The organism is Brevibacillus sp. HB1.3 (assembly GCF_013186635.1).
GTDB classification, from domain to species: domain Bacteria; phylum Bacillota; class Bacilli; order Brevibacillales; family Brevibacillaceae; genus Brevibacillus; species Brevibacillus brevis_D.
Window position 1 is genome coordinate 475444 of sequence record NZ_JABMIT010000003.1, and the last position, 17706, is coordinate 493149.

General features: G+C 46.3%; 20 protein-coding genes. All 20 read left to right on the plus strand.

Annotation, left to right across the window (positions count from 1 at the left end):
- Positions 1 to 6 precede the first annotated feature (6 nt).
- Complete coding sequence (fliG, locus tag HPY31_RS09970; RefSeq protein WP_007719331.1) at positions 7 to 1020, plus strand: flagellar motor switch protein FliG; 1014 nt, start codon at positions 7 to 9, stop codon at positions 1018 to 1020.
- The gene (locus HPY31_RS09975; RefSeq protein WP_172140496.1) at positions 1004 to 1822 is read left to right on the plus strand and encodes a FliH/SctL family protein; all 819 of its coding nucleotides are present in this window, start codon (positions 1004 to 1006) and stop codon (positions 1820 to 1822) included. The genes fliG and HPY31_RS09975 overlap by 17 nt, the downstream gene beginning before the upstream one ends.
- On the plus strand, positions 1819 to 3138 hold the full coding sequence (fliI, locus tag HPY31_RS09980) for a flagellar protein export ATPase FliI (protein ID WP_016743320.1): 1320 nt from the start codon (positions 1819 to 1821) through the stop codon (positions 3136 to 3138). The genes HPY31_RS09975 and fliI overlap by 4 nt, the downstream gene beginning before the upstream one ends.
- 1 nt (position 3139) lies before the next feature.
- Positions 3140 to 3586 carry a flagellar export protein FliJ gene (fliJ, locus tag HPY31_RS09985; protein WP_016743321.1) on the plus strand — a complete coding sequence of 149 codons (447 nt, stop codon included), beginning with the start codon at positions 3140 to 3142 and terminating at the stop codon, positions 3584 to 3586.
- A gap of 12 nt (positions 3587 to 3598) precedes the next feature.
- Positions 3599 to 4507: a MotE family protein gene (locus HPY31_RS09990; protein ID WP_172140498.1), complete on the plus strand. Its 909-nt coding sequence runs from the start codon at positions 3599 to 3601 to the stop codon at positions 4505 to 4507.
- Between the two features lie 62 nt (positions 4508 to 4569).
- Positions 4570 to 5787: a flagellar hook-length control protein FliK gene (locus HPY31_RS09995; protein WP_172140500.1), complete on the plus strand. Its 1218-nt coding sequence runs from the start codon at positions 4570 to 4572 to the stop codon at positions 5785 to 5787.
- Between the two features lie 24 nt (positions 5788 to 5811).
- Complete coding sequence (locus HPY31_RS10000; RefSeq protein ID WP_172140502.1) at positions 5812 to 6207, plus strand: TIGR02530 family flagellar biosynthesis protein; 396 nt, start codon at positions 5812 to 5814, stop codon at positions 6205 to 6207.
- A gap of 101 nt (positions 6208 to 6308) precedes the next feature.
- Positions 6309 to 7124, plus strand: coding sequence for a flagellar basal body rod protein FlgG (gene flgG, locus HPY31_RS10005; RefSeq protein WP_172140504.1), 816 nt, complete (start codon positions 6309 to 6311; stop codon positions 7122 to 7124).
- A 69-nt stretch (positions 7125 to 7193) separates the two neighbouring features.
- A complete protein-coding gene (locus HPY31_RS10010; protein ID WP_172140506.1) occupies positions 7194 to 7415 on the plus strand; it encodes a flagellar FlbD family protein in 222 nt (73 codons plus the stop codon).
- A 15-nt stretch (positions 7416 to 7430) separates the two neighbouring features.
- A complete protein-coding gene (locus HPY31_RS10015) occupies positions 7431 to 7886 on the plus strand; it encodes a flagellar basal body-associated FliL family protein (protein WP_015891748.1) in 456 nt (151 codons plus the stop codon).
- A 39-nt stretch (positions 7887 to 7925) separates the two neighbouring features.
- On the plus strand, positions 7926 to 8921 hold the full coding sequence (fliM, locus tag HPY31_RS10020) for a flagellar motor switch protein FliM (RefSeq protein WP_172140508.1): 996 nt from the start codon (positions 7926 to 7928) through the stop codon (positions 8919 to 8921).
- Positions 8914 to 10281, plus strand: coding sequence for a flagellar motor switch phosphatase FliY (fliY, locus tag HPY31_RS10025; RefSeq protein ID WP_172140510.1), 1368 nt, complete (start codon positions 8914 to 8916; stop codon positions 10279 to 10281). The genes fliM and fliY overlap by 8 nt, the downstream gene beginning before the upstream one ends.
- A 36-nt stretch (positions 10282 to 10317) precedes the next feature.
- Positions 10318 to 10680: a response regulator gene (locus tag HPY31_RS10030; protein WP_007719294.1), complete on the plus strand. Its 363-nt coding sequence runs from the start codon at positions 10318 to 10320 to the stop codon at positions 10678 to 10680.
- On the plus strand, positions 10680 to 11360 hold the full coding sequence (locus HPY31_RS10035) for a flagellar biosynthetic protein FliO (RefSeq protein ID WP_172140512.1): 681 nt from the start codon (positions 10680 to 10682) through the stop codon (positions 11358 to 11360). Before HPY31_RS10030 ends, HPY31_RS10035 begins: the two co-directional genes overlap by 1 nt.
- Entirely contained in the window at positions 11357 to 12118 is a 762-nt protein-coding gene (fliP, locus tag HPY31_RS10040; protein WP_016743328.1) for a flagellar type III secretion system pore protein FliP, read from the plus strand. Before HPY31_RS10035 ends, fliP begins: the two co-directional genes overlap by 4 nt.
- A gap of 30 nt (positions 12119 to 12148) precedes the next feature.
- Positions 12149 to 12418: a flagellar biosynthesis protein FliQ gene (gene fliQ, locus HPY31_RS10045; RefSeq protein WP_007719290.1), complete on the plus strand. Its 270-nt coding sequence runs from the start codon at positions 12149 to 12151 to the stop codon at positions 12416 to 12418.
- 3 nt (positions 12419 to 12421) lie between these two features.
- A complete protein-coding gene (fliR, locus tag HPY31_RS10050) occupies positions 12422 to 13204 on the plus strand; it encodes a flagellar biosynthetic protein FliR (RefSeq protein ID WP_016743329.1) in 783 nt (260 codons plus the stop codon).
- Entirely contained in the window at positions 13201 to 14298 is a 1098-nt protein-coding gene (gene flhB / locus HPY31_RS10055) for a flagellar biosynthesis protein FlhB (protein ID WP_016743330.1), read from the plus strand. Before fliR ends, flhB begins: the two co-directional genes overlap by 4 nt.
- A gap of 18 nt (positions 14299 to 14316) precedes the next feature.
- Positions 14317 to 16359 carry a flagellar biosynthesis protein FlhA gene (gene flhA, locus HPY31_RS10060; RefSeq protein WP_172140514.1) on the plus strand — a complete coding sequence of 681 codons (2043 nt, stop codon included), beginning with the start codon at positions 14317 to 14319 and terminating at the stop codon, positions 16357 to 16359.
- Positions 16356 to 17702 (plus strand): flagellar biosynthesis GTPase FlhF, encoded by a 1347-nt coding sequence (gene flhF / locus HPY31_RS10065; RefSeq protein ID WP_172140516.1) that lies wholly within the window; start codon positions 16356 to 16358, stop codon positions 17700 to 17702. Before flhA ends, flhF begins: the two co-directional genes overlap by 4 nt.
- Positions 17703 to 17706: the final 4 nt, after the last annotated feature.

Consider the following 17706-nt stretch of genomic DNA (forward strand, 5'->3'; position numbering starts at 1 on the left):
AATGGTATGGCTCGCGGCGCTAAAGAGTTGTCAGGACGACAAAAAGCAGCTATCCTCCTCATCTCACTCGGGCCGGAAGTTTCTGCCCAGGTGTTCAAGCATTTGCGTGAGGATGAGATCGAGCAACTGACATTAGAAATCGCCAATGTGCGAAAAGTGGATACGGATGAAAAAGATAAAATTTTATCTGAATTTCACCAGATTGCGGTTGCCAAAGAGGTAATTGCACAAGGCGGGATTACTTACGCCAAAGAAATCTTGCAAAAAGCTTTGGGTGAGACCAAAGCAATGGACATTATTAATCGCTTGACGGCAAACCTTCAAGTTCGACCGTTTGACTTTGCTCGAAAAGCTGACCCAGGTCAAATCCTCAACTTTATCCAAAATGAGCATCCACAGACGATTGCCTTGGTGCTTTCTTATCTGGAGGCTCAACAAGCAGCTATGATCCTGTCGGCTCTTCCGCAAGAACGTCAAGCGGAGGTTGCGAAAAGAATTGCGACTATGGATAGTACTTCACCGGAAGTAATCGCTCAAGTAGAACAAGTATTGGAGCAAAAGCTCTCTGCCACTGTTACCCAAGATTACACACAGGCAGGCGGGATCGAAGCGATCGTGGCTGTACTCAATGGTGTCGATCGTGGAACCGAACGCACGATTCTGGATTCCCTCGAAATTCAAGATCCAGAGCTGGCAGAAGAAATCAAGAAGCGTATGTTCGTCTTCGAAGATATTGCTACACTCGACAACCGTTCGATTCAGCGCGTTATCCGCGATGTGGAAAATGCCGATCTGCAACTTTCTCTCAAAGTATCCAGCGAAGAAGTTCGGGAAGTTATTTTCCGGAACATGTCCAAACGGATGGCGGATACCTTCAAAGAAGAAATGGAGTTTATGGGCCCAGTTCGCCTTCGCGACGTCGAAGAGGCACAATCTCGCATCGTTGCAATTATCCGTCGCTTAGAGGAGGCTGGTGAGATCATCATCGCCCGCGGTGGAGGAGATGATATCATTGTCTAGGATCATCAAAAGCGCCAATTATCGGCCTTCTGAGGAATCTTTTCTCCTCGCGGTAACGCCTGTACCACTTAAGACGGAAGAAGTTGCCGAAAGGTTGCAAGAAAATCAAGAAATTTTTAATCAAGCTGAGATTGAGGCGAAAGCGATCATCTCAGATGCAGAAGAAACCGCGCAAAACATCTTGCAGCAAGCTGCGGAGCAAGCAGAGCAACTAAGACAAGAGACGCTTGCTCAGATGGAAGAATGGTGGGAACAAAAACGTCAGGAAGCTGCGCAACTGTTTCAACAAGTGCAAGAGCAGGCTATGACGGAAGGGCAAGAAGCAGGTTTCGAAGCGGGTAAACGTGAGGCATACGAGGAGCAAACAGCTTCACTCGTCCAAGCAAAAACCATTTTGGAACAAGCATTTGCCGAGAAAAAACAAATTATCGCTGAGGCGGAGCCTTTTGTAGTGGAACTCAGCATAGAAATTGCGAAAAAAATCATTGGACAGGAAGTGCAACAGCATCCCGAGCAGGTCCTGGAAATGACCAAAAAAGCACTCCGTCGCTCCCGTGTTCATGGCGAGATTACAGTGTGCGTCAACCATAAGTACTTCGATTATGTGCTCGAGCATCGTGCTGGTTTTCTTGAATTGTTAGATGGACAAGCAGAGCTATCCATTTATCCTGACTATACCGTACAAGATGATGGATGTGTCATCCGTACAGCTTTGGGGAGTGTCGATGCTCGCATCGATACACAAATGGAGGAGATTAAGCAGGCGTTGCTTACGATTGCTAGAGGAAGTGAGGCTCCATGAGCATCCTAGATCTCTCGAAGTACAAGCACATGCTGCATGGATTAGATCCGATGCGCGTGAATGGCAAAGTGACACAGGTTGTTGGGCTCACTATCGAGTCGCAAGGGCCAGAAGTGAAATTAGGCGAGATATGCCATCTATATCCGGCTAACACAAAGGAACCGATCATCGCTGAAGTGGTTGGCTTTCGAGAAAACAAAGTGCTGCTAATGCCATTAGGCGAATTGACCGAAATTGGTCCAGGTTGTGATGTGGTCGCGACAGGACGTTCGCTAGATGTAAAAGTTGGACCTGAAATATTGGGTTCGATCCTCGATGGATTGGGGCGACCCTATCAAGGCTCACTGCCATTTGGGCTGACGTCCTATCCTACCAACAATATGCCGCCAAATCCTATCCTCCGACCGCGCATTCAAGAACCATTGAGTGTGGGAGTGAGAGCGATAGACGGTCTTCTTACCATCGGGAAAGGTCAGCGGGTCGGCATCTTCGCTGGATCAGGGGTAGGAAAAAGTACATTGATGGGAATGATTGCTCGAAATACTACGGCAGATATCAATGTGATTGGTCTCATTGGAGAACGCGGCCGTGAAGTCATGGAGTTTATCGAGCGGGATCTTGGGGAAGAAGGACTAAAGCGGTCTGTCGTTGTCGTAGCTACTTCCGATCAACCTGCCATGATTCGAATCAAGGGCGCGATGATTGCGACTTCCATAGCGGAATATTTCCGCGATCGAGGAATGAATGTCATGCTCATGATGGATTCTGTTACGCGCTTTGCCATGGCACAACGTGAGGTAGGCTTGGCGATCGGTGAACCGCCGGCTACGCGTGGTTATACGCCATCGGTGTTTGCGATGCTGCCAAAGCTGATGGAGCGCGCAGGAACAGCGGATAAGGGAAGTATTACGGCCTTTTATACCGTATTAGTTGATTCTGACGACATGAACGATCCGATTGCGGATGCAGCGCGGGGGATTTTGGACGGTCACATTGTTCTTGACCGGAAAATCGCTCACAAAGGTCACTTTCCTGCCATTGATGTGATGGCGAGTGTGAGTCGTGTCATGAATGAAATCGTCGATAGTAACCATTTGGATGCTGCTCGTCAGTTGAAAAAACATTTGGCTACGTTTCGTGAAGCGGAGGACCTCATAAATATTGGGGCGTATAAGCCGGGCAGCAATCGGGAAATCGATGCAGCCATCCGCTATCGTGATATCATTTCTGGTTTTACGGCACAAGGAACGCATGAACCGTCTACTTTGCAGGGCGCTATCCAAGCATTGACAGCTCATTTCGGAGGAGTGAACTAATGTGCGTGTGTTTCAGTTTCATCTCCAAAAGGTTCTTGATTTAAAGGAAAAAGAAAAAGAACAAGCAGAGTGGGCTTTCGGAAAGTCGATCCAGCGTAAAAACGAAGAAGAGTGGAAGCTTTCTCAACTAACCGAGCATCATGACGAGATGACGATGAGGCTCCAGGAAGTACAGATGCAGACATGCAGTGCTGCGCAGCTCATTTCCATTACGCAATATCAGCAATCTGTTGCGAGATCCATTCAAAATCAGCAACGTACCTTGCATGGTTGCGAACAGGATGTGGAACGCTGTCAGTCACGATTGACGGAACGTATGAAAGAGTCCCAACTATGGCAACGCCTTCGGGAAAAGTCGCTCCACCAATTTCTGGACGACCAGAAGCAAAGAGAGCAAAAAGAGTTGGATGAGATCGGTACGCAGCTCTATCTTCGCCGAAGCTACTGAGGGAGGTTCCAAATGGAAGAAATCCAAGAAGAACGGGAATACGGCAGGTGGGAATGGTTCTTTTATATGATTGTCATTCCTGCACTGTTTGCCAGCCTCCTTGGCGGTGTGCTCCTGAGCTTGCTCGGAGTAAACGTGTTAGGGACTGTTCTCCACTGGGCTAACTCCATACCGTACGTGGAAAAATTAGTCCCGGACGACTATGCAGCAACTCCCGGCTCAGAAGAACAACCTAACATGGACAAACAAGTGGCAACCCTACAGCAAGATCAAGCAAAAAACCAGCAGCAGATTACCGCTTTAAAAGAAGAGTCAGCAAAGAAAGATGCCACCATTGCGGCGCTGGAAAAGCAACTCGATGATGTAAACAAGGCAATGGAAGACAAGCGTGCTACTGAGGAAGAACGTCAAAAGCAGTTTGCGGATTTAGCGAAAGTGTACACAACCATGTCTGCAAAGAATGCAGCGGCCATCATCGGAAATCTAAAATTGCAAGAGTCAGTTGCCGTCATGACAAAAATGAAGCCTGCACAACAGGCTGACATTTTGGCCAAGATGGAACCGAAGAAAGCTGCTGATATTTCCATCTTGTTAAAAGATTCAGTAGTGAACAAAGATGATGACATCGCAGCTCTGCAACAACGTGTTGATGTTCTGACAAAGGCGTTAAGTGATACGCGTGATGGGTCTGAATCGAAAGAGGATCTAATGAAAACATTCACTCAATTGCCACCTGCGGATGCTGCTGCTATCATTCGTTCCCTCATGGTTACCAACAGTGGTCAAGCCATTGCCTTAATGAAAGATTTGCCTGCGGATAAACGGGCACAAACTCTCTCAGCGATAGCCAATGATGACAAGAAACAGAAAGAACCAGATAATCTGGCGGCTCGCATCACGACAGAGTTGCTTCGAAAATAGATGGAAATAATCATCTGTTTTCGTTCCTATAAGCAACAAATCAAAAAGAGGAGGTGAACGAGATGAATGTAGCCAATTTGACCCCCGCAGTAGGATCAGCAGGATCTGTTACCGCTACACCTGTAGCAAATGCGGAAGGAACGGGTTTAGGTCAAATGTTTTCTATGCAATTGATGCAGGTGTTGGATCAGAACCCAGAAGATACGACGGTGGCTCCAGAGGATTTAAGCGAAGAGGACATGCCAGCATTAGCTGATCTCATGGCATTATTTGCCCAACTGCTTGGCACTGGTCAAACTACGCAAGACGAATTACCGTCTGACGCTCAAGAAAAATTTGCAACTGCAATGGAACAACTCTTGGGCAAAGCGCAAGGAAATGCTGGTCAAGTGAGTGAGGATCTAAAGCAGATTCTAGCTAACCTGAAAAAAGGGGAAGCAACTCCAAACGAAATGGACAAGCTGGCAGCTCTTCTCGAATCCCTGAAGAATCAAAAAGGAAATGCTGAGGAGTCAAAACGAAGTGGACTGAACTTGCGATCCGATGTAATGACAAACATGAACACCACCCAACAGGATACGTTTAAGACAATATCTCCACTGCGGTTGAATCAAGGTCTCTCGGCTTACAAGCTAGAAGCAGGGATTCAGTCCCAGACAGTACAGTCAACCCTTCAAAGCGGCCTTTTGAATCAAGAGGGCAATCCAGAAGACGGAATGTTGAATGGTAATGGTCAGACACCAATTATTGCTTCATCTAATACACAGACACAATCTGTACAGACCTTTCAACAACAGTCTGTTCCAACACACCATGTAAACGCCAACCAACTGACACAGCAAGTCACACAGCTTTTCGTGTCCAAGATGCAGTTGACCCAACATAATGGCGTACATGAGGCAAAGCTGATTCTGAATCCACAATCTTTGGGTCAAGTAGATGTAACGATTACTTCCCAAAATGGCGTGATTACAGCACAGTTCCATGCTGAAACACAGGCTGGAAAGGATATGCTGGACAATCAGCTTCCACAGCTTCGAGCTGCTTTGACACAACAAGGCTTACAGGTGGATCGCTTGGAGGTAAACCAGCAGCAGGATACCGCTTTTAACTTCCAACAGCAGCGTGAACAAGCACGACAGCAACAAGAGAATCGACAACAGCAAGATAAAGACGAGCAAGAATTTGCTCTCGATGCCCTGGTAGACAGCAATGAATCATCAGAAGTGCTATGGAATCGATTGCGGGACACGGCTCGCGGCATTGACGACATCGTCTAGGATTGGCTATAAGGAGGAAGCGCCATGAACCATTTTCGTGTGGGGCAACCCTATTTTCCTCCGAAAACGAATCACGCCGCAAAAGCTACTACCCAAACCGCTCCGGGAAACAACGTGTTATTTCAGCAGTATTTGACGGAATCGATTGGCGCTGCAACCAAGACGGAACCACTCAGTTTTAGCCAGCATGCCGTCAATCGCTTGCAGGAGCGGGGCATTACGCTAGAGCGACAACAGATGGAGCGTTTGGAATCCGCTGTGCAAAAAGCAGCCGCCAAAGGCGCCAGAGAGTCTCTCGTTATGATGGATAATGTGGCCTACGTCGTGAGCATCGTAAATCGGAAAATTATTACCGCCGTAGACGATGGCAGCATGAAGGACAACGTATTTACTAACATTGACAGTGCCATTTTCGTGTAGGTGGCTGTTTACTGGGCTGGACCTCCTTTTGAGGAAGCCCATTCGGCTACCGACTGACAGAGGTAGCCGCTGTAAATGAGAAGGTAAAGGAGGAAGTTAGTATGCTTCGATCTATGTATTCAGGTATTTCAGGCTTGCGTGGATTTCAAACTAAGTTGGACGTTATTGGTAATAATATCGCAAACGTAAACACCGTTGGTTTCAAAAAGGGACGCGTGATGTTCCAAGATATTTTGAGCCAAAACGTTCAAGGGGCAGGGGCTTCATCAGATACAAAGGGTGGTACGAATCCAGTCCAGATTGGTCTTGGATCATCCATTGCCTCCATTGATACTGTATTTTCAGCAGGTAGTCCAATGACAACAAACTTGCCTACAGACCTTTCGATTGAGGGGGACGCCTTCTTTATGGTGAGGGCAAGTGATGACTCGCCTATTTACTACACACGTGCAGGGAATTTTACACGTGACTCTTTGGGATTCTTGGTTAATCCACAAGGATATAAATTGCTAGATTCAGGTGGACAGCCAATTCAAATAGATCAAGAGGCAGGGATTGTCTCCTACTCAATTGGAAAAGATGGTCTAATTACAACAGTAGATGAAGCAGGGCAACTTAACTCAGATGCTACGATTGGCGTCATTACGTTTAATAACCCTGGTGGCTTAAAGAAAGTCGGAAACTCCCTTTATGAAAATACAGTCAATGCTGGCCCGAGAGGTGGAGCTGCGGATACACCAGTTACACCAGGAGAGGCAAAAGTAAGCATCATCGCAGGACAACTGGAAATGTCCAACGTTGACCTTTCTGAAGAATTTACAGAAATGATCGTGGCACAGCGCGGTTTCCAAGCAAACTCACGGATCATCACGACATCTGACACAGTATTGGAAGAACTGGTGAACCTGAAACGATAATTTCGTTTAACGGAAAAGCCGGGGAAGTGTTCTAAGCCTTCCCCAGCTTGATCCGGAAAGGAGCAGCCAATGATTAAGTTAACGCGGTTTAACGGTTCTGCTTTTTATCTGAACATTACTCACATTGAAACTGTTGAAGGAACTCCGGATAGCGTAATTACGCTGTTCAACGACAGAAAGTACATCGTGAAGGATTCGGTGGAATCCATCGCTGAACGTGTTCAGGCTTTTTATCATAATGTTCCTCCGGCAACATCTGTACCGAAAATGCCGGGTGATTCAAATGAATAGCGGGAGGCATTAGCGATGTTTCAAAATCGATTGTTTAACATGGCTCTAATCATTATCATCGCGATATCGCTACTGGGAGTGATCTCGTTTGTTCTCTGGCAAACCTATCTCTCTCCAGCTGCGCAAACAGCTTCGACGGAAGAGCAAGAAGTGAAGCCGCTCACGGCAGGGGAAATAAAAGAGTTCTCCGTTGACACTGGCGAAATTACTACGAACTTGCTAACGAATAATTACATGATTGTACGCTTTAGCATTACGGCTGACAGTTCTGCTGCCAAAACAGAGTTGGAACAGCGTTTGCCGCAAGTCAATCAGGTGATTATTAAAACATTGGCGGGGTTGACACCAGAAGACATTAAAGGAACTGAAGGTGTGAACAAGCTGGAAGCAAAAATCATGAATGAAATCAGCTCCCTGATGCAAGAGGGTAAGATTGTTCAAGTAGTGACAACCAAACGCGTCTTGTCATAGGAAGCGATTATGGTATACATAGCAAGGAGGTGACGACATATGGCCGAGGTTCTCTCACAGAGTGAGATTGATGCGCTGTTGGCCGCCCTATCTTCGGGCGAAATGGATGCCAACGAGCTGAAAAAGGAAGAAACTGAGCGTAAAGTCAAAGTATATGATTTCAAACGCGCCCTGCGATTCTCGAAAGATCAGATCCGTGGTTTAACGCGAATCCATGAAAACTACGCGAGGCTGTTGACTACGTATTTTTCAGCTCAGCTCCGTACCTTCGTGCAAATTACGGTTGCCTCCGTCGATCAATTGCCGTATGACGAATTTATACGTTCTATTCCCAAGATGACCATCTTGAACATCTTTGAAGCTCCTCCGCTGGAAGGACGAATGGTTTTGGAAGTAAATCCAAACATCGCCTATACCATGTTGGATCGACTTCTGGGAGGACAGGGGGCGATTCCAGAAAAAATGGGCGCCCTTACGGAAATTGAAACAACGGTGATGGAACGCGTATTCGGCAAAGCGCTGGATACTTTCCACGAGGCATGGAAGCAAATTATTGAACTGGACCCGTATCAGGAAGGCTTGGAAATGAATCCACAGTTCATGCAGATCGTCTCACCTAATGAGATTGTCGTGGTAATCTCTTTTAGTACCAAAATCGGCGATACAACAGGAATGATCAATCTCTGTTTGCCTCACGTGGTACTGGAGCCAATCATGACAAAGCTGTCTGGACAATACTGGTTCTCCAAACAGAAGAAAACGCGGGATGAAGAAGAGCGCCTGCGTGTAGAAGAGCGAGTAAAAGTTGCAAAATTACCGATTGTTGCTGAGATGGGAACAGCTACGATTACAGTAGGAGATTTCTTGCAGCTACAAAAAGGCGACGTCATTCAATTAGATCAATCGATCGACAACAAGTTGAAAGTTAAAGTTGGCGACCACTTAAAGTTCTTGGGTCAGCCAGGAACACATAAAGGAAGAGTCGCCGTACAGATTGATGAAGTCATAGAGGAGGGGGAGGAACAAAATGAGTAGAGATATGCTTTCTCAAGACGAGATTGACGCGCTGTTACGTGCGAACAACTTGGTTGAGGACGAAGAGGAAGCTGTATCGGCAGTGACCCAGGATGTTGCCGATTTTCTGTCCCCATTTGAACAGGATGCACTCGGAGAAATTGGTAATATCTCCTTTGGGAGCGCAGCTACTGCGTTATCTACTTTGTTAAGTCAAAAGGTAGATATTACAACCCCTACTGTTTCCGTAGTCAATGTTGATGAATTGGAAAGCGAATTTCCGATTCCTCACGTGGCTGTCCACGTGGAATATACAGATGGATTCAAAGGAATTAACCTGCTCGTCATTCGCATGGAAGATGCTGCGGTTATCGCGGATCTGATGATGGGCGGAGATGGTAGACCAGCGAGCACTGAAATGTCTGAGCTTCATATCAGCGCGGTTCAGGAAGCAATGAATCAGATGATGGGCTCCGCTGCTACGTCCATGTCGACGATTTTCAACCAGTTCATTAATATTACGCCACCAGGCATCGATGTAATGGATCTGGCGCAAGGCAAGGGTGGAGACAGCTTCTCTGATGATGACAGTCCTCTGGTGAAGGTATCTTTCCGCTTAAAGGTAGGAGAACATGGCGAACTTATTGATTCAAATATTATGCAGCTTCTCCCTCTTTCCTTTGCGAAAAAGATGATTGATCGACTGGTTGGGGGTGCAGGGGATGAAGAAGCAGCAGCGGCCCTCATAGATGAGATAGAGATGCCTTCTCTGCCTGCTATGGGTCTGTCGGCTCCTTCTGTCCAGTCAAGTGTGCAAGAACAGCCACAGGGCCATGTACCGCCTGTAGCGCAGCCGCCACAGGCACAGCAACAGCCGATGTATCAGCAACCGCCGGGTTACGCACCGCCAATGGGCTACCCAGGACAGCCGCCGATGTATCCTGACGCGTATGGACAACAAATGATGCCACCTGGCTACGCTCCGTACCCAGGAATGTATCAGCAGCCTCCAATGGCTGCGCCAACACCACAGCATTTCGGAGGTCCTGCCGCAAATCAGGCGAATGTAGTACCAGCACAATTTGCTCCACTTGGAGGTGCTCCTATGTATACAGGAGACATACAGAATTTGAACTTGCTTCACGATATTCCATTACAAGTAACAGTTGAGTTAGGACGTACGAAAAAGCTTATTAGAGAAATCCTTGACTTGTCCGCTGGATCGATTATACAGTTGGACAAGCTGGCAGGTGAGCATGTAGACATTTTGGTGAACAACAAATTAATTGCCAAGGGCGAGGTTGTCGTCATTGATGAGAACTTTGGGGTTCGTGTTACAGACATCATCAGTCAGATAGATCGTGTTCAAAAATTACAATAAACCAATCAAGTGGGAAGCATTAGGGAGGAGCTATTCATGTCTAACAAAGTTTTAATCGTAGACGATGCAGCATTCATGCGTATGATGATCAAGGAAATTCTTTCGAAAAACGGGTACAGCGTCGTAGGGGAAGCAAGTGACGGTGCACAAGCAGTTGAAAAATACAAAGAATTGGGACCTGATCTCGTGACCATGGATATTACCATGCCAGAGATGGATGGGATTTCTGCATTGAAAGAAATTAAAAAGTTGGATCCTAACGCGCGCGTGATCATGTGCTCTGCGATGGGACAACAAGCGATGGTAATCGATGCGATCCAGGCGGGCGCAAAAGACTTCATCGTAAAACCATTCCAAGCGGATCGCGTTTTGGAAGCGATCAAAAAGACAATGAGCTAATGATGATGATCCGGAATGCAGGGGCAAGACTCATTTTAGCCTTCAGTCTGATCCTGTTGCTTTTCGTCTCCTCCCTGCCGAGTACCGCTTTTGCGGAAGGTTCAGTAGCGGATGCGTACAACCAGGGAAAAGTGCCAACTAGCAATGCGCCCGCCGGCAGTGAACAGCCGGCGGCCATTCCGGGCAGCGGAACAGGAAGTATGATCGGGTATCTGGTTCAAGTCATCTTTTCGCTTGGCTTTATTGCAGTATTGATCTTTTTATTGCTCCGTTTTCTTGGTCGACGTCAAGGGGCTCAAAGTCATGGACCGATTAAAGTGATAAGCGCAACTGCGCTAGGTAATGGCAAAACACTGCAGGTTGTTATGATCGGTGAGTCATTGTACATCGTGGGAGTAGGAGAAAACGTTCAATTGCTTCGTAGAATCGAACCGGGTGAAGAGGTAGATTTGATTTTGGCTGACGCTGAGATCAAACCGATGAAAAGCCCATTCACGCTAGAGTGGCTTCCGTTCGGTAAGAAAAAGCAGGCAGAAGAAGAAATCTTGTTTTCTTCTGAAATGGACGGGAAAAGCTTTCAAGATCTGTTGCAAGGTCAATGGAACGACTTGAAAAACCGTCCAAACCAAACAGAACATTGGAAGAACGAGCAAGCTCAGGACAGAGGGGACCAAAAATGAAATATTTTTTGCAGGTGCTGATGCTTGTCGGAGTGTTGCTATCCGTACCTGATATGGCCATGGCGGCGCCAGTGGGGACACCGCTTGTTCCAAGCATTGATTTGAAGATAGGCGGCGGAACAGGAACACCGCAGGAGACATCGACGGCCATTCAGCTGTTACTGATTTTGACAGTATTATCTGTAGCTCCAGCGATTTTGCTTTTAATGACTAGTTTTGCGCGAATTATCATTGTCTTGTCTTTTGTACGAAATGCGTTGGCAACTCAGCAAATGCCACCGAATCAGGTATTGATTGCTCTTGCGTTATTTATGACATTTTTCATAATGGCTCCAACACTCGGACAAGTAAACGAAACAGCCGTGCAGCCATTTATGCAAGGAAAGCTAACGCAACAGCAGGCATTTGACGCAGCAGTTATACCCTTTAAGCAATTTATGGCAAAACAGACGCGTGAAAAAGATTTAGCACTTTTTCTGGAATACACAAAAGCCGAACGACCAAAATCGATCCAAGATATTCCTTTAAATGCGCTGGTACCTGCTTATGCCATCAGCGAATTGAAGACGGCATTTCAGATCGGCTTTATGATATTCATTCCTTTTCTCGTAATTGATATGATCGTCTCCAGTATTTTGATGGGGATGGGGATGATGATGTTACCGCCGGTGATGATTTCATTGCCGTTTAAGATTTTATTGTTCATCATGGTGGACGGCTGGTATCTCATTGTGAAATCACTTTTGACCAGTTTTTAGCGACATTCCGAATGCCTCAGGAGGTAGAGCATGACACAAGAATTACTTATGCAGATTGCCCAAAGCTCTGTTTATACCATCCTGCTGATTTCGGCACCCGCACTTGGGGTCGCCTTACTGGTCGGTTTGATGGTCAGTGTCTTTCAGGCAACGACACAAATTCAGGAGCAGACACTCGCTTTCATTCCGAAGATCGTGGCCGTATTTGTTGTGATCTTGGCTGCTGGTCCATGGATGCTTCGGGTACTGCTTGATTTTACGATGGGGATCTTCGGTAACCTTCATCGTTTTGTTGGGTAGCATATGAATCTTTTTCTGATGTATTTACCCATATTCATGCTTGTTTTTGTCCGAATGAGTGCTTTTTTTGTAACGGCTCCGTTCTTTTCCATTCGTGGAGTACCGAATCAGTTTAAAATTGCTCTCGCGTTTATCATTGCCGTCATCAGCTTTCAATCCTTGCCAGTACAAGGCGAGATTCCAATGGATTTGACATTTGTTATGTATGTCATAAAAGAAGCGCTTGTTGGTGTCATTCTTGGTTACATCTGTGAAATGATGTTTATTGCCATTCAGGTTGCCGGCGGACTGATGGACATGCAGATGGGTCTTGCCATGGCAAACGTGATTGACCCGAAAACGGGTGCGTATATCCCAGTGACAGGTAACTTCAAAAACATTCTCGCTGTCTTGTATTTTTTCAGTATTGACGGGCATCACATGCTGATACGAGGTGTGATAAGCAGTTACCAGGTTATACCGGTGGACGTCATGTGGGCGGCTTTCGGAAGCGAAAACGTCATGATGACAGCAGTAAAGACATTTCTAACGATGTTTACGAGTGCGTTTATGATTGCGGCACCGATCGTCGTTGCATTGTTTCTGGTTGATCTCTCTCTTGGTATTATCGCCAAATCTGTCCCGCAGTTTAATATCTTTGTAGTGGGTTTGCCCATTAAACTGCTTGCCGGCTTTTTACTACTTATCGTAGTGATGCCTGCGTTCTTGCTGACCCTGAACGGATTGTTTGGGAATATGTTCCGGGCACTTGCAGAAATGATGAAATCGCTCGGAGGATCACCATGAATCAATTGAGGCTTTCTTATCAAGTAGATCTTCAATTTTTTAATGGGGAAAAGACAGAAAAAGCTACGCCCAAGAAAAAGCAAGACGCACGAAAAAAAGGGCAAGTTGCCAAAAGTCAGGATCTTTCCCCAGCCCTATCTTTGACAGCATTTTTCTTTCTGTTAATGATGCTTGGCTCTACCATGCTAGGCACCTTTCAAGATTTGATGCGGGAGTCATTGATTACATACACTACGTGGCAATTAAATGAAGAAAATTTAAAAGTCATGGTGATGCAACTCGTATTTGAAGCGATAAAAATTGTAGGACCTATCTTAGGCTTGAGTTTTCTTGTCGCGTTTGCGGTGAACTACATGCAAGTAGGTTGGCATATTAGTACAGAGCCCCTTCAAATGAAGTTGGAAAAGATCGATCCGATTAAAGGGGCAAAAAGAATTTTTTCCTTACGCTCGCTCGTAGAGCTGCTGAAGTCTTTATTAAAAATAAGCGCAGGCATATACGTCGCGTACGTCATTTTGTGGAATGCAAAGGAACAAGTTGTACAGCTTTCCTTATTGTCTCTCGGAGCAGTCCTATCGTTTACTGCCGAAGAGGTGACAAAGCTAGGAATCTATCTAGGGTTATTGCTTTTCATTCTCGCGGTTCTGGACTATGCCTATCAACGTTATGAGCATGAAAAGAATCTGCGGATGTCCAAACAGGATCTCAAGGACGAGCATAAGCAAGCGGAAGGTGATCCGCTCATAAAAGGGAAGATTCGTGAACGGCAAAGAAGTATGGCCATTCGCCGTATGATGCAGGAGCTTCCCAAAGCGGATGTCATTATTACGAACCCGACTCACTTTGCCGTTGCCGTTCGCTATGACGCAAGTGCGATGAGTGCACCGACGGTAATCGCCAAAGGGCAGGACTATCTAGCATTAAAAATAAGGGAAGTAGCGAAAAAGCATCGTATCGTTACCATGGAAAACAAGCCCTTGGCCCGGGCTCTCTATAGTCAAGTTGAAGTTGGGCAACAAATTCCCGAAGAGATGTTTAAAGCGGTCGCGGAAGTTCTCGCGTACGTCTACAAGCTGCAAGGGAAAGTGAAATAAATGGAAGGAGGATAACCAGTGGGATTCAAATTTAAAGAAGTTGGTACGATCCTTTTTGTCATAAGCATTGTTGTCATGATGGTAATCCCACTTCCTTCAGCGCTTCTTGATTTGCTGTTGATTTTGAATATCTCCCTTGCATTGACCATCTTGCTTGTGTCGATGTATACAAAAGAGACTTTGGAATTCTCGATCTTTCCGACGGTTTTGCTTATTACAACACTTTTTCGACTAGCTCTAAACGTGTCGACGACGAGAAATATTCTCTCGCACGGTGAAGGCGGTAAAGTTATTGAGACGTTCGGTAGCTTTGTAGTCGGTGGTAATCAAGTCGTCGGTTTCGTCGTGTTTCTGATCTTGATCATCATTCAGTTTATCGTAATCACCAAAGGTTCTGAGCGTGTCGCTGAGGTAGCAGCACGTTTTACGCTCGATGCGATGCCTGGTAAGCAGATGAGTATCGACGCGGATCTGAATGCAGGAATGATCACAGAAGCTGAAGCACGTGTCCGAAGAAAAAAGATTGAGAACGAAGCTGATTTTTATGGAGCAATGGATGGTGCCAGCAAATTCGTAAAAGGGGACGCCATCGCGGGTATTATCATTTTTATCGTAAATATTATTGGTGGTTTTATCATCGGGATGCTCATCCACGATATGAGCTTTGCTGAGTCTGCCTCTCGTTTCACTACCATGTCTGTCGGTGACGCATTGGTGAGTCAGATTCCAGCGCTCTTAATCTCGACTGCTGCGGGTATTATTGTAACGCGTTCCACTTCTGGTGAAGGTTTGGGAGAAGACATCGTCAAGCAAATGTTCAGCTTTCCGCGTCTTCTTTATATCGTATCCGGATGTATGCTATTACTGGGACTCTTTACACCGATTGGAATTCTGCCTGTGCTTCCGGTTTCCGGGATCATGGCATTTGCTGCTTGGAAAATGGAGAAGAACCAAAAGATGCAAATCCAAGAATCCGCCGACCAGGTGGAAGAGCAGCAATTGGAAGAGGTACGCAGTCCAGAAAGCGTCGTGAACTTGCTACAGGTCGATCCGATCGAATTCGAGTTCGGTTATGGCTTAATCCCGCTTGCTGATGTGAAGCAGGGAGGAGATTTGCTAGATCGAGTTATTATGATTCGAAGGCAAATCGCACTCGAGATGGGGATCGTTGTACCGGTTATTCGTATACGTGACAACATCCAGCTTCGACCGAATGAATACATGATCAAAATAAAAGGCAACCAGGTCGCTAAAGGGGAAATCATGCTGGATCACTATCTAGCGATGAGCCCGGGGATTGAAGATGATTCCATTGTTGGGATAGAAACCGTAGAACCTGCGTTTGGATTGCCCGCATTATGGGTAACAGAAGAGAATAAGGAGATTGCTGAGCTGTCTGGCTATACAGTTGTCGATCCGCCATCTGTTGTGGCTACACATTTGACAGAGGTCATCAAGCGACATGCCCACGAATTGTTAGGTCGCCAAGAGACAAGGGCCTTGATCGACAATGTTCGGGAGACAGCACCAGTTCTCGTAGACGAGCTGATTCCAAGTTTGCTCGCCATTGGGGACGTACAAAAAGTATTGCAAAAGCTGTTGCGTGAAAAAGTCTCTGTTCGAAATCTCCACGTCATTCTCGAGGCACTTGCGGATCATGCCTTGTATACAAAAGATCCGGATGTACTGACAGAATATGTGAGACAAGCGATGGCGAGACAGATCACACTCCAATTTACGGAGCCAGGACAACCACTTCGCGTGCTTACAGCTGGAGCAGGATTGGAAAAAGCAATCTCCGAACGTGTGGAACAGTCTGAGCAAGGAAGCTATCTGGCGATGGATCCGGAAACGTCTCAGCGAATTTTCCAAAACATGTCGACTGAAGTGAGCAAAATGATCAACTCGGGTCAACAGCCGATCATTCTATCATCACCAGCAGTTCGAATGTACTTGCGTCAATTAGTAGATCGCATGATGCCAGACGTTCCCGTTTTGTCGTACAGCGAGCTCGAACCACATGTTGAAGTGCAAAGCGTAGGGATGGTGAACATTTCGTGAGGGTAAAACGTTACATTGTCGATTCGATGCCAGAAGCAATGGAAAAAATCAGGACGGACTTAGGAATGGATGCAGTGATTCTGAATTCTAAGCCGATCAAAACAGGTGGATTGTTCGGGATGTTTGGCAAACAACGAATCGAAGTAATCGCTGCTGTCGATGAAAAGGCATCCGAGCGAGAAAATTCCACAGTAGCAGCTGAACATCGAACCAACAACGTTTTGCCCAAATCGCAGACGGGTACGTACACGGCTGCTCAAGCGTATCGAAGACCGACTGTGACCAAACCATCAGAGAATCAACAAGCTGAAACTACAGGTAGGGAGCAGGTCGTAGCCGCGATGACACAAACCGCGGTTGCGACGCTTCCAAAGGAAGAGATCACAGATACGAGAGCTATGCCAAAGCAAGGCGAGCCAACTGAGCAGCATGCTCCTGTCACGACTTCCCAAGAAAGAGCTTTACCCGCAAGCAATCATGACGCGATTGCCACTGAAATGCGAGATATGCGTCAAATGTTTCAAAAGCTGTTGGTGAATGACTTAAGTGAACAACTTCCTCCAGCGGTACAGTCTATTCGTGCACAGCTATTGAAGCAGGAAGTGACTGAAGAGCTGACAGCGGAAATCATTCGCAAAATAATGGAAAAGTCGCAACCGGGTGAAAAGTGGACGGAGGAAGAAGCGTTTACAGTATGCCGAACAATCATCACATCCATGATTGAGCCGTATACAGCATCTTCGCCAAGGCTGGGTAAGAACGTGCGGTATGCTTTCTTTTTCGGTCCGACAGGGGTAGGAAAAACAACGACCATTGCCAAGCTTGCGGCGAACAGCATGTTGAAGGAAAAGCGAAAAATCGGCTTTATCACGGCGGATACGTATCGAATGGCGGCTGTAGAACAACTGAAGACGTATGCAAACATCCTGAATGTCCCGCTGGAGGTTGTCTTTTCTCCGAGAGAAATGGCGGCAGCGATGGAGCGCTTAAGTGATTGTGACCTCATTTTTGTAGATACGGCTGGACGAAATTTTCGCAACGATGAGTACGTCGAAGGCATTCGTGAATTGCTGGAGCATGGAAAAGACAGCGTGAACTACCTGGTACTTAGCTTAAGCTCCAAATTCAATGATATGAAAGCAATCGTCCAAAATTTTGCGGAAGTTCAAGTGAAACAAGTCATTTTTACAAAAGCGGATGAAACGAACAGCTTTGGCACGATGTTGAATGTTTGTCAGGAGATGAATCTACAGCTCTCCTATGTAACGACAGGTCAAAATGTACCAGATGATATCGTTGTAGCTACACCCGAGCTGGTTTCAACGATGATTATGGGAGAGTAAACAG